This window comes from Bacillus litorisediminis, from assembly GCF_022808645.1.
GTDB classification, from domain to species: Bacteria; Bacillota; Bacilli; order Bacillales; family JC228; genus Bacillus_BF; species Bacillus_BF litorisediminis.
Genome location: NZ_JAKZKT010000024.1, coordinates 31395 through 44098, shown reverse-complemented (window position 1 = coordinate 44098; position 12704 = coordinate 31395). Strand labels below are relative to the sequence as shown.

The 12704-nt window shown below is 40.2% G+C and carries 10 protein-coding genes; 1 reads left to right on the top strand and 9 read right to left on the bottom strand.

Features of this window, described 5'->3' with window-relative positions; genetic code table 11:
• Positions 1–58: 58 nt before the first annotated feature.
• From MLE14_RS13305 to MLE14_RS13295, 3 genes are all read right to left on the bottom strand, one after another.
• Positions 59–976, bottom strand: coding sequence for a carbohydrate ABC transporter permease (locus tag MLE14_RS13305; protein WP_243298873.1), 918 nt, complete (start codon positions 974–976; stop codon positions 59–61).
• Between the two features lie 14 nt (positions 977–990).
• Positions 991–1977, bottom strand: a complete 987-nt coding sequence (locus MLE14_RS13300; protein ID WP_243298872.1) for an ABC transporter permease — start codon at positions 1975–1977, stop codon at positions 991–993.
• Positions 1978–2112: 135 nt separating this feature from the next.
• Complete coding sequence (locus MLE14_RS13295; protein ID WP_243298871.1) at positions 2113–2814, bottom strand: PIG-L deacetylase family protein; 702 nt, start codon at positions 2812–2814, stop codon at positions 2113–2115.
• Positions 2815–3460: 646 nt separating this feature from the next.
• On the opposite strand from MLE14_RS13295, the gene MLE14_RS13290 reads away from it, so the two are divergent.
• Positions 3461–5581, top strand: a complete 2121-nt coding sequence (locus MLE14_RS13290) for a glycosyl hydrolase family 18 protein (protein WP_243298870.1) — start codon at positions 3461–3463, stop codon at positions 5579–5581.
• Between the two features lie 476 nt (positions 5582–6057).
• Here the strand turns inward: MLE14_RS13290 and MLE14_RS13285 are convergent, their stop codons facing one another.
• The 6 genes from MLE14_RS13285 to nagZ form a co-directional block, all read right to left on the bottom strand.
• Positions 6058–6270, bottom strand: coding sequence for a hypothetical protein (locus MLE14_RS13285; protein ID WP_243298869.1), 213 nt, complete (start codon positions 6268–6270; stop codon positions 6058–6060).
• A gap of 157 nt (positions 6271–6427) precedes the next feature.
• A complete protein-coding gene (locus MLE14_RS13280; RefSeq protein WP_243298868.1) occupies positions 6428–7402 on the bottom strand; it encodes a carbohydrate ABC transporter permease in 975 nt (324 codons plus the stop codon).
• 11 nt (positions 7403–7413) lie between these two features.
• Positions 7414–8361, bottom strand: coding sequence for a carbohydrate ABC transporter permease (locus MLE14_RS13275; protein WP_243298867.1), 948 nt, complete (start codon positions 8359–8361; stop codon positions 7414–7416).
• 78 nt (positions 8362–8439) lie between these two features.
• A complete protein-coding gene (locus tag MLE14_RS13270; protein ID WP_243298866.1) occupies positions 8440–9789 on the bottom strand; it encodes an extracellular solute-binding protein in 1350 nt (449 codons plus the stop codon).
• Between the two features lie 90 nt (positions 9790–9879).
• Positions 9880–11052 (bottom strand): anhydro-N-acetylmuramic acid kinase, encoded by a 1173-nt coding sequence (locus tag MLE14_RS13265; RefSeq protein WP_243298865.1) that lies wholly within the window; start codon positions 11050–11052, stop codon positions 9880–9882.
• Between the two features lie 26 nt (positions 11053–11078).
• Positions 11079–12677: a beta-N-acetylhexosaminidase gene (nagZ, locus tag MLE14_RS13260; RefSeq protein ID WP_243298864.1), complete on the bottom strand. Its 1599-nt coding sequence runs from the start codon at positions 12675–12677 to the stop codon at positions 11079–11081.
• Between the last annotated feature and the right edge of the window lie 27 nt (positions 12678–12704).

Below are 12704 nucleotides of genomic sequence, written 5' to 3'. Positions count from 1 at the left end.
TTTTTCCCCTCTAAACCCCAATTTAAAGAGCCCTTCACCCCCTTAAAAATACCGATTCTTATCCTTTAACAGAACCAATCATGACTCCCTTTATGAAAAAGCGCTGCAGGAATGGATACAAGATGAGCAGCGGTGCGGCTGAAACAATCATCACTGCATATTTGATACTGGCAGCAATTCTTGCCTGCTCTCCGATCGCTTCGATATTAGTTCCTTGGATCATAAGCTCAGCTGTTATTTCTTGTTCAATCAGAATTTCTCTTAAAATAAGCTGTAATGGGAACAAATCCCGATCTGTTAAGTAGATCAGTCCGCTAAAATATTGATTCCAGTGGCCAACTCCGTAAAACAAAGCCATAACTGCAATGATGGGTGCAGACAAAGGCAATACAATTTGCCAGAACGTTCTAAATACCGAAGCCCCATCTACCTCTGCCGCTTCCTCTAACCCTCTCGGTATCGTGACCTTAAAAAAGGTCATCGTCACAATAATATTCCATACAGAAGCAGCACCAGGAATCACCATCGCCCAAATTGTGTTAAACATTCCAAGATCTCTCACAAGCAAATAAGTCGGAATCAAGCCTCCGTCAAAGAACATCGTAAAGATTAAGAGTCCCATAATGATCCCTCTGCCTACTAGTTCTTGTCTGGCAAGAGCATATGCACAAGGAAGAGTGACCGCGAGATTGATCAAAGTTCCTAATAACGTGTAAAAGATGGTATTACGGTATCCAATCCATATATCATCACTCGCAAATATCCTTTTGAACCCCTCAAAGGTAATATCTTTCGGCAGCAGCCACATTTCTCCTGAATGAACATAATTAGGATCACTAATAGAAGCAAAGCAAATATAGAGCAATGGATAGGAAATAATGATGATAAAAAACCAAACTAATAGTTTGTTGCAAATATCGAAAATTTTATCAGATTTCGCTTGCTGAATTTTATTTGCTTTGACATGCATTTTCATACCGCCGGCCCCCTTTACCATAGACTCGTCCCCGTTCTTCTTGCAAGACGGTTAAAGGTAATCAGAATAATAAAGTTAACGACTGAGTTAAATAAACCAACGGCAGTAGAGTAGCTAAATTGTCCGTTTAATAAACCAATATCATAAACATAGGTTTGGATGACCTGAGATGACTCTAAATTCAATTCATTTTGCATCAATAAGATTTTTTCGAATCCAACTGCCATAAAACTCCCCATATTTAAGATGAAGAGAATTATAATGGTTGGCATAATTCCAGGGATATTGATGTGCCAGATTCTTTGCCATCTTGAGGCACCATCCACTTTTGCAGCTTCATGGAGCTGCGGGTCTATGCCAGCAAGAGCAGCCAAGTAAATAATCGCCCCCCATCCGAGGTTCTGCCACTCGCCTGAAAATACATAGATTGTTTTAAACCATTCGGGACTTGTCATAAAGTCAATTGGTTCAAAGCCAAGAAATTGAATAAAATGATTCACGATTCCTGTTACTGGATCTAAAAAGGCTATCACCATTCCAACAAAAACAACAACTGAGATAAAATGAGGGGCATATGTAATGGTTTGTGCCGTTTTCTTAAACTTCCCATCTCTCAGTTCATTTAAAGATAAAGCCACGATAATCGAAACTGGAAATAGTAAAAGCTGATATAGATTGATAGAAAGCGTGTTCCAAATCAAATCCCAGAAATAATAGGATTCAAAAAAACGGATAAAGTGATCGAATCCGACCCACTCACTGCCAAAAATCCCGTCTACAGGACGAAAGTTTTTAAAAGCAATTTGCACCCCATACATGGGGTAATATTTAAATACTAAAAAGTAAATAAGAGCCGGGCCGAGTAAGACATATAGCTGCCAATATTTAAAAATCTTTTTTAGTTTTTGTTTTCTGATTATTTTCCTTTGCGCAGATTGATCGAACTCCACTGTTCCGTAGACTGGTGCTTGATTTAAATTGATGTTGTTTTGACCATTCATTGATTTCCTAGCCAACCCCTTTCTTACACCAAATCTGAAATTTGATTATGATTATTTAGAATTATCAAAATATTCGAAGTGAAAATATGGACTGGAGACTGTTTACTGAACAGCCTCACTGTCCCTTTATCCTTTTTAAAGATCAAATCCCGGAATGCTTTTTCCCCTTCGAACGTTTGAGCCTGTTGGGTATTTTAGTGTTTGCGCATATTTCACCCGGCTCACGGCTCCCCTGACTGTTCCAAGTGCTTTATAATAATCGTAGTATCGGAAAGACTTTGAATTCATGACAAACCAATATTGCGAGATGGCTTCCAGGTATGTATCAAATTCGTCTGAAACATCTACAAAAATATCAGGAACATACCCTTCCATATCCTCCCAGTTCTCGCTATGTAAAAAACCATAATAATGAGGCGGCAGACCTTCTAAATCAAATCCGGAAAGTCCAGCTTTTAATTGTGCTGCCTGTACGATTCTTGGACAAACTGCGTGGTCGGGGTGAATACTGTTTTCCCAATGTGTCAGAACAAGATTTGGTTTTAATTTGCGCATTAAAGTTGCCACTCTGGTAATAATTTCATCATTAAAGGTAAGCTCGGCATCTTTATAGTCTAGCGTAATCGTCTCAACTCCCAAGACTTTTGCTGCTTTTTCGGATTCCTCTATTTTTTGTTTTGTGTATTCTTCTACTGAAATCCCAGGCGGATTCCCTTTTTCACCTGCAGTTAAATGAACAAATGTTACCTTATGGCCTGCTTTTGCGTACTTATGTGCAATCGCACCGACTTGCAGTTCGACATCCCCGCAATGTGCTCCAAGCGCAACTAAATGCATACTAATTTCCTCCTATTATTGTTAATATGGATTGGCTAACAGACTATTAAACTTGATAACGCTTTCACACTCTATGTTGCCATTATACAAAATATTTTCCCTTTGTGAAACAATAATTTAAAAACATATAAATATTTTTGAATTATTGTTTTAAAATATTTCTATCTATTATACACGATGTTGAGGAAATAATTCAAAATATTTTTCGAAATTTCTGAAATAAAATTTTACAATGCTCTCATAATACCAACTTTACTCAGCGTAGGTAAAAATGATTATTTTCAATAGATGTAAATTGAAAAAGAACAGGCAAAAGGGACCATTTTATGTATCTTTTATAATTTTATCTGGACTAATATTTTAAATATTCTATAATTTATTTGAAATATCAATTCAAAATGTTGGTCTAAAGAAGGCGGTTTTATTCAACTGTAGTATGGAGGTGATCGTGAAAAAAATTATGAAATATGTGTATTTATATTTTGCGCATTAGGATACGTCTTTAGCTAACTATGACCGCACTTAAAATCCTCTTTCTCATCAAGGAACCACCTGCATTTAAATTGTTTGAGTGAGCCTTTCCATTCCTTCAATTCTGCTCAACCTGAAATAAATCTAGCAATCATTAATTAAGGGGAGATACTATTTGAAAAAGACCTTTACTCTGATTACACTACTAATCTTTTTAATTGGCAGTATTTTGACTATAGCCACCCCTCTATCAAAATCTCTTGCAAATAGCACTGCTCGTATTGAGGTAACCACGACTGAAGAAGGAGGGAACACAGTCCAGGGAAGTCCGTCAGTGACAGCCATACCGGCTGATGGTAAAACTGTAAATCAAGTTACCTTTTATGCTAAGGCAATAAATGAACCGGATTCCCTCTACTACCCTTATGCTCCGGATTCATCTGCTCCTTATACATGGACTTGGCCAACGGGTGATCCATGGGTTCCGGACGGTAAATACATGTTAAAAATGGTGCTTGAGTATTCAACTGGGGAAGTTGATACCGTGACAAGAGAGATTTTTGTAGATAACTATTCAGAACCAAATGCACCTGCTTCACCTAATAATCTGACTGTTTCTAGTCGGTCAAAATCTAGTGTGACACTTTCTTGGAATCCGTCTGTATCCGATAAATTATATAATTACGTGATTTATCAAAATGGAACTGTTATTGCCGAAACAACTAGTACTTCCTATACAATTGATCAGTTATCTGTTGGATCACTCTATCAATTCCGAGTAAAGGCAAAAGATATTTATAATAATGAATCTGTTGATGATAACACAATTGGAGTATTAACAGCAGCAAAAAACGGAAAGGTTAATTCGCTCCCTTCTATCAGCCCAATTGAAGCGATTGGATCGAGCGGTGCAACACCTGGTGAAAACGGCTACTCCGGAACGGTTCAATTATCTGTAACTTCAGCCGATAAAGAGAGTTTAAACAGGGTAGATTTCTATGTAAAAACATACGAATCTCCAGAATCAGAATATTGGAAGTTCCCATCTACTAATCAAAGTGGAGGTACCTATTCGGTTAATTGGGATACAACCTCTGCACCTGAAGGAAAGGTCATCATTAAAGCGGTCGCCTATGACTCAGCTGGACAATCGAAAACTGTAACCAATGTCCTGCTTGTTGATAATGTAGGGGATGGTCAAACTTCCCCCGGCTGGGAGCCCGCCGACACACCTCCTGCAAACCGAATTGTAGGATATTTAGCGGGCTGGGCCACTTATGGAGATTATGAAATTATGAGGGATCTCGATGCGAGCAGGCTAACTCATTTAAATTATGCTTTTGCTGTAATAGGAGACGATATGAGAATTGCCTTGAGTGACCCTGCTAAAGATCTGGAGAATTTCGCGGAACTCACACAGCTTAAGGTGCAATATCCGCACTTAAAAACCTTAATTGCGGTCGGAGGCTGGGGAGGCTCAGCTAACTTTTCAGAAGCAGCTGCGACCCATGAATCGAGAGAAATTTTTGCTGATAGTGTAGTAGATTTTATTGTGGAGCACGGATTTGATGGAGTTGACCTTGACTGGGAGTACCCAGTTACCGGCGGCGGCCCTGGGACGTACCCGAACCCTGCAGATCGTGACAATTATCCGCTTTTACTCGAAACCTTACGGCAAAAATTAGATGCACAAGGACAAATCGATGGGAAGCATTATCTGCTTACCATTGCAGGAGGAGCTACAGCGGGCTTTGCGGAAAATACACAGCTTGGATATTCTCAGCAGTACTTAGATTACGTGCAAATTATGACCTATGATATTCATGGAACATGGGAAACAAGGGCTGACTATAATGCCCCGTTATTTGATGATAATGGAGCCACCTACAGTGTTGAAAACGGCGTTCAGGCATACCTGGATGCTGGTGTTCCAGCTGATAAACTCGTGATGGGCGTACCTTTTTATGGATATCGATACAACGTTACTTCTACTGAGAATAATGGATTACGTCAGCCATTTGAAGGAAGCGGATCGATTACCTATAAGCGGATTATACAAGATGGTTTGCTGAATAATGGATCCGTCCGCTATTGGGACGAAGGGACACAAGTACCGTATTTGTTTCATGCTGCGGAATCCATTTTTATTTCTTATGATGATGAAGAGTCAATCGCAAGAAAAGCACAATTTATCCGAGAACGACAGCTTGGAGGAGCGATGATTTGGGAAATAAGCCAGGATTATGGAAATGCTTTGTTAGATTCGCTTTACCAAGTACTTAAGGATCCGATTTGATATTCAAATCAACAATTATAGAGGTACTAATAGATAATTACATTCATAGATTTCGTCCTTCATATCCTATATGGAGGATTTTTTTTGTTTATGAAATCGTCATTGATACCTTGTTGGAGGGAGGACAATTTGGCTGCTTTTCTGGCTTCCTTTTGTCTCTTTCATAACCCTCGATGATGGACAATTCAGTTGCTCTTCCTAACTGCTTTTGTCCTTCATATCTCTGATGATGGACATTTCAGCTGCTCTTCCTCTTGCTTTTGTCCGTCATAACTCTCATGATAGACATTTCGGCGTTTCTTCCTCTTGCTTTTGTCTTTCATGACCCCGCTAAAGGACATTTCAGCTGCTCTTCCTCTTACTTTTGTCCTTCATAACCCCGCTGAAGGACATTTCAGCTGCTCTTCCTAACTGCTTTTGTCCTTCATATCTCTGTTGACGGACATTTCGGCTGCTCTTCCTCTTGCTTTTGTCCTTCATAACTCTGTTGACGGACATTTCGGCTGCTCTTCCTCTTGCTTTTGTCCTTCATATCTCTGTTGACGGACATTTCGGCTGCTCTTCCGCTTGCTTTTGTCCTTCATAACTCTCATGATAGACATTTCGGCGTTTCTTCCTCTTGCTTTTGTCCTTCTTGACCCCGCTAAAGGACATTTTAGCTGCTCTTCCTCATTGTTTTTGTCCTTCATCCTCCCGCTGTTAGGCGCTTCTGCCCCCTGTCACCCTTCATCACTAATGGACAACTCCTGCTCCTCTTTCATTCAATTTTTTCAAATCCCTACTAAAAAAACTGCCCTGCAAGGCAAAAATGCCTTACAGAGCAGCTGTCTCTTTTAAACCCTTATTTTATTCTTTTACTCCGCCAAGCGTCAGTCCCTTCACAAAATGACGCTGGAATAGAATAAATACGATAATCATTGGGATTGCAGCTATCGCAGCTCCGCTCATGAGAAGCTTAAAGCTGACTAAGTTAGCATCCTGCAGCGATTTTAATCCTACTGGTAATGTGTAAAGATCTGCTTCGCTTAAGACGATAATCGGCCAGAGGAAGGAGTTCCACACATTCATAAAGGTGAAGATTCCTAGTGCCGCCATCCCTGGCTTTGCTAAAGGTACTACAATTTTCCAAAATGTTCTCCACTCGCCTGCGCCATCGATTTTGGCAGCATCTAATAACTCATCTGGAATGGAGTACATGAATTGTCGCATTAAAAAGACACCAAATACCATGGATAAGTCAGGAAGTATCAATGCCCAGTGCGTATCCATGAGGTTAAGTTCACGGACCATGATAAACATTGGAACTAGCGTAACTTGTCCGGGAATCATCATCGTTGAAATAATAACCCAAAAAATAAGATTCCTGCCTGGAAATCGTTTTTTTGCCAATACATAACCGGCCATTGAGTCAAATAATAATATACCGAGTGTTACGATTACAGCGATATAAATACTATTGAAAAACCACAAACCCATATTGTTTTTGTTAAAAAGCGTCTTAAAGCCTTCGAATGTATTGTCTATGATGTGAGACATGATCCCCCGATGATATTCGGCTTGTTCCATATCTCCATTTGCTTCGGCATCTCTTGCCTTTTTCCAGTGTTCGAAATACTCTGGAATTCCCATTGGATACATTTTTGGCGGATTTGAATCCACATACGAAACTTGACGTTCTAATTCTTCATCCTGATAACTGCTCAGCTGTAAGGATGTACTGAAAACCCAATACAAAGGTAAGAGGGAAACAATTGCAAAAATTGTTAAAAGAAAGTAGGCAATTGCTTTATTGACTTTTTTTATTCCTTTAGATGACTTCATTCGTTTCCCTCCTATTCGTCATGCCGCAATACGCGGAACTGGATGATTGAGAAGAACAAGATAATTACAAACAGTACAACAGATTGTGCTGATGCAAGTCCGAATTCAAAGTCTCTGAATCCTGTTTTGTAAATTAAATGGACCAGTGTCTCGGTCGCATTACCAGGTCCGCCACCCGTCATCATAATAATTTGAGTGAAAACCTGGAATGAACCAATTGTACTTAACAGGACCAGATAAAGAGTTGATGGTTTTAATAGAGGCAATGTAATCCTAATCCACTTTTGGAATGAATTAGCCCCGTCAATAGTTGCTGCTTCATAGAGGGATTCGGAAATGGACCCCATTGATGCTAAATAAAAGATAATTCCAACTCCAAAAGGAATTAACATCTGCATGAGAATAATAGCCCATAGCGCACTATCAGATTGCCCTAGCCAGTTAACTGGTTCTCCGCCGAACAAGCGAATCACATAGTTAAAGAGACCGAATTCATAGTTATACATCCAGCGCCAAACCATAGCGATAATCACACCAGAAGCAACAGTTGGGAGATAAAAGGCTGCACGAAAGAAACTTTGTGCGACTCTGCCTAATGAATGAATTAATGTGGCAATCACAAGTGCACTGATCACGTTAAAAGGAACCGTGACAACTGTATAAATAAAGGTATTTCGGAGTGCGATCCCAAAAGCCTCGCTTTCAAAGACTTTGACATAATTGTCGAGTCCGACAAAGACACTGCCAAAGATTTTGTATTCCTGAAAGGAAAGCAGGAAAGCCCAGACAACTGGAATAGCAATAAATACCGTAAATAATACAAGTTTAGGCAAAAGAAACAGGTATGCGGGATAATTTTTTCTCATATCCCTTAAGGTCTTTTTTGTCTTTCGTTTTAGTTCAACCCATCTATTACTCTTAGATTCTTTTATTGGAAGATTTTTTTGTACGGGTATCACAGCCTAAGCCCCCAATCATCATAAAATTGGCAGACTTTAGCCAGCGCCAAAGTCTACCAATTCGTTCATACTAAACTTTTATTCTAACAAGTCCTGGACAAGTGCTTCGGCATCCTTCATAGCTTGTTCTGCCGTTTTCTCACCATTGAAGACTAGCTGCAACTCACTTTGAATTGCTTCATCAATTTTCTTCCATTCAGGATGTCTTGGCAGCATCACAACTTGTGTAGACATTTCTTGTGCACGTGCCATTTCAGGATTATCCGCGTATGGATTCTTTTCTGCAGCACTGATGCGCGCAGGGAAAATACCATATTCTTGAGCCATTCTGAATTGTTCGTCAGTAGTAGAGATGTGTTTCATGAATTCGGCAACCATTGCTTTCTTGCCTTCATCTTCTTGGTGGAACATCGTCCATCCGCCAACTCCACCTATTGTTACAGGCTCACCTGAAGAACCAGTCGGATAATTTGCTACCATAAAGTTAGTTGGATAAGCTGTTTGTGCGGATGTAATCGCCCAAGTAGCCCATGGTTCCATCGCAACAGTACGTTGTTCTGCGTTAGCCCAAGCCTGGAATGTTCCTCCTACGTCAGCTCCACCCATTGATACAGGTGCAGCCTCATTGACAAGTTTAAGATCAGCAAGAGCTTGAATTGCTTCGACAGCCTCTGGCTCATCAAATGTAAATTCAGAAAGATCATCACTTAAAGGCTGGCCGCCGTTCATGTAGAAAAATGGCCATGCTTCATAGTAACCTGGCAGGATATAGGTAGAGAATCCATACACATCAATCGTTCCATCGCCATCACGGTCGAACGTTAATTTTTCTGCTGCATCAACAAATTCTTCCCATGTCCATTCGCCGTTTTCTGGCGGTGTTACACCACGCTCTTCAAATAAATCAAGGTTAAGAAGCATAGCATGGACAGTCATAGAGTTTGGAATACCATATAATTTTCCGTCAAATGTGTATGCATCTATTGCATTTGGATAAAAGTCAGCTAATTCCTCTTCAGTAAAGAACTCATCAACCGGTTCAATAACCCCTTGCTCAATATGATCAATGCTGACAGCACTGCCGCTTATATCAACTGGCGCGATATCTGGCCATGCCTGACCAGCAATTGAGACTCCTAATTTGTCTGGAAGTTCAGCCCAAGGAACCTGAACGAGTTCAATATTGACACCTTCATGTTCTGCTTCAAATTCTGCAATTTTTTCTTCAATCCAGAAAAACTTGTTTTCATCTGGATCATCCGGCTTAGCCCAGCGCGGACCGTCCCAAATGGTGATAGTACCTTTCCAGTCCTCTGCTGGTTCATCATTGCCTTCACTCTGTTCGCCTTCGTTGCTGCAAGCGGCTAAAAATCCTAGCCCTAACACAAGGACAAGCATTAAACTCATCGTTTTAAGCTTCATTTTCATTACTTTTTCCCCCTTAATGTGAAAATTTCAATAGAAATAAAGTTTTATAGATTATCTGTATGATTGAAGCTCTCTCCCCCCTTCAAGTTCCTACCAAGCAATCTTCCCCATCACAACAGGACGTTTTGCTCCAGTTGCAGAAGGCAAGTTATTTGGTGTTTTGAAATAACATTGGTACCCTAATAACGCAAATACGATTGCTTCTTTAGCATCTGAAGGCATACCGTGTACATCGGTTCCATTTATTTCAACTTCCTTTGGAAGATGAAAACGAATTCGTTTTACAAGAGTATGGTTAAAACATCCTCCCCCGCTAATTAAAACCTCTTTAATAAAACCGGGTTCTATATAAGGCAAAAGTCCTTGAACGATTGTAATGGCTGTTAATTCAGTTATAGTAGCGATTTTATCAACATGATTTAATCCTTTCGCCTCTGCCTGCTCCCATAGCCTTTTAGCGAACTCAGTTCCAAACAGCTCCCTTCCAGTACTTTTTGGCGGAGCTAGTTTAAAATACTCATGCTGCAGGAGTTCATTTAACCACTTTTGATCAATGCTTCCTTTAACAGCCAAAGAACCATCTTTGTCATAGCTTAATGCCCCATTTGTTGCCCAATTGGCAAACGCATCTATAATCATATTGCCAGGACCGGTATCAAAGGCAACTACATCTTCTGGTGCCGGATTTTGAGGAAGTACGGTAATATTTGAAATTCCGCCAATATTCACCAAAACACGGCCAAATTCCTTTTCTTTAAATAAAAGATAATCCGCATAAGGAACTAATGGTGCCCCTTGCCCGCCAGCAGCCATATCCCGGGTTCTAAAGTCTCCTACCGTTATAATCCCTGTTCTTTCAGCAATTACACCAATATCTCCAATTTGTAAGGTAGATGTAATGGATTCACCTGCGAACGAAACAGGTGATGGCTGGTGATAAACGGTTTGTCCATGTGAACTAATCAGTAAAATATCTTCCTTATTAAACCCCGCTTGTTCAATTACTTGTATGGCAGCTCGGGAAAATAATTCTCCCAAAAGAAAATTCATATTGGATAAGTCTTCTAATCTAGAAGTTTCAGGGTCACATAGTTTTAATAGCTTATTCTTTATTTCCTTCGGATATGGATAGGTAGAGAACTGAACGGGTGTAATCTCGATGTTTCCATTTTGGTTTTCAATTTTGACAAGTGCAGCATCAATCCCATCTAAAGAAGTTCCCGACATGAGTCCGACTGCATAATGGCTTGAGACCGTTGGCATCTCTAATCCCCTTTCTTTACTGCTCATTAGGAGTAGGAGGGCAATGTAACTGGCAGCTTTCCTTTTACATTTTTTTGCCCAAATATGGCAGCCGCCGCAGTTTTCAGAGCAGGGTAGGTAAATTCATATGTACAAATATAGGCGGGTATCGTTGGAAAATAGGCAAGGTCGTATGGACTTCTCGTCGCAATAACAATAACTCGATTCCCATCCTTTTGTAAGGCCTCTACTAAACGGACTTGCTGATCGCCATCTTGTACCGTTAAAGTTCCGATCACGACTGTGTCAAATTCCTTTGCTTTTAATACCGCGTCTTCAATTTCCTCATCTGTTGGCGGATTCGAAAGTCGCATGAACTGTGCTGCTGGCTGAATTTCACGAATCGCTTCATCTAAAGCAAGATTTAAATATTTCTTGTCTTCCACCTGCATTCTAATGTTATTTTCAGGGAAAACGACTAAAACTTGATGATCTCTTAGCGGCAATGGTAATAGGTCTCCTTCATTTTTAACAATGGTTACGCCTTGCCGATAGACTTCAAGAGCTTCTAATTCATGATTCACACTTCCTACTTCTGGTGAAACTTCACTTGGAGCCAAGTTTAACTCATCCCAGCTTAAGTATTTTTCCTTTAATTTCATAACGCGATTGTAAGCGGCATCAACAGTGGTCTCAGTAATTTCTCCTGATTCAATCGCCTTAAGAATTTCATTTAATGTCTCAAAATGGCGGGTGTGCAGGTGAGAAACCATAATCAGGTCAACACCTGCTTTAAGAGCCTCTACCCCGCCGCGAGCAGTACCAATTGTTTCGGAAATAGCATTCATTTCCATACAATCGGTGGTTACAACCCCTTGAAACCCAAGCTTTTCCCGCAAAAGTCCTGTAATCACTTTTTTCGATAATGTCGCTGGTACATTTTCTGCTGATTCAATCGCAGGAAAATAAACATGGGCTGACATGACGGTATCAGCGCCTTGATTAATACAGTCGACAAATGGCTTCAGTTCTACTTTTTCTAGCCGTTCCATAGAATGCGAAATAACAGGCAAATCTAAATGGGAATCAACATTAGTATCTCCGTGGCCAGGAAAATGCTTTAACGTTGTAATGACACCAGCATCCTGCATACCTTTCATGGCTTGCTGACCAAATAAAGAGACCTTTTCAGGAGACTCACCAAAAGAGCGCACCCCAATTACTGGGTTGCTCGGATTATTATTGACGTCTAATACGGGCGCTAAATTCCAATTAATGCCCAAAGTTTTCAATTCTCTTCCTGTCAAAACCCCAATGGTATAGGCATTTTCAGGATGTTCAGTTGCACCTAGCAACATAGCACCCGGGAAAATCGTTGTACCTTCACCAAGTCGCCTAACTACTCCATTTTCCTGATCGATACAAATCAGGAGCGGATGAGTGTGGCCTGCATTTTTTGCTTCTAGCTGAAGTTCGGTAGTCAGTTTCAATACCTCATCAGGTGTACCGATGTTTCTGCCAAAAAGAATAATTCCTCCGACATGATGCTCTCGTATCAATTTTTTAATCTCTGGTGATGCCTTTTTACCTTTGAATCCAAATACCATTAATTGTCCGACTTTTTTTTGACTATCAGTAAGTCCCATGATCATGTCTCCTTCTAGTACATTCTA

Excerpts from the sequence above, each read along its gene's own strand:
- MLE14_RS13305 (WP_243298873.1), bottom strand. The coding sequence starts at position 976 with ATGAAAATGCATGTCAAAGCAAATAAAATTCAGCAAGCGAAATCTGAT.
- MLE14_RS13300 (WP_243298872.1), bottom strand. The coding sequence starts at position 1,977 with ATGAATGGTCAAAACAACATCAATTTAAATCAAGCACCAGTCTACGGA.
- MLE14_RS13295 (WP_243298871.1), bottom strand. The coding sequence starts at position 2,814 with ATGCATTTAGTTGCGCTTGGAGCACATTGCGGGGATGTCGAACTGCAA.
- MLE14_RS13285 (WP_243298869.1), bottom strand. The coding sequence starts at position 6,270 with ATGAAGGACAAAAACAATGAGGAAGAGCAGCTAAAATGTCCTTTAGCG.
- MLE14_RS13280 (WP_243298868.1), bottom strand. The coding sequence starts at position 7,402 with ATGAAGTCATCTAAAGGAATAAAAAAAGTCAATAAAGCAATTGCCTAC.
- MLE14_RS13270 (WP_243298866.1), bottom strand. The coding sequence starts at position 9,789 with ATGAAAATGAAGCTTAAAACGATGAGTTTAATGCTTGTCCTTGTGTTA.
- MLE14_RS13265 (WP_243298865.1), bottom strand. The coding sequence starts at position 11,052 with ATGCCAACGGTCTCAAGCCATTATGCAGTCGGACTCATGTCGGGAACT.
- nagZ (WP_243298864.1), bottom strand. The coding sequence starts at position 12,677 with ATGGGACTTACTGATAGTCAAAAAAAAGTCGGACAATTAATGGTATTT.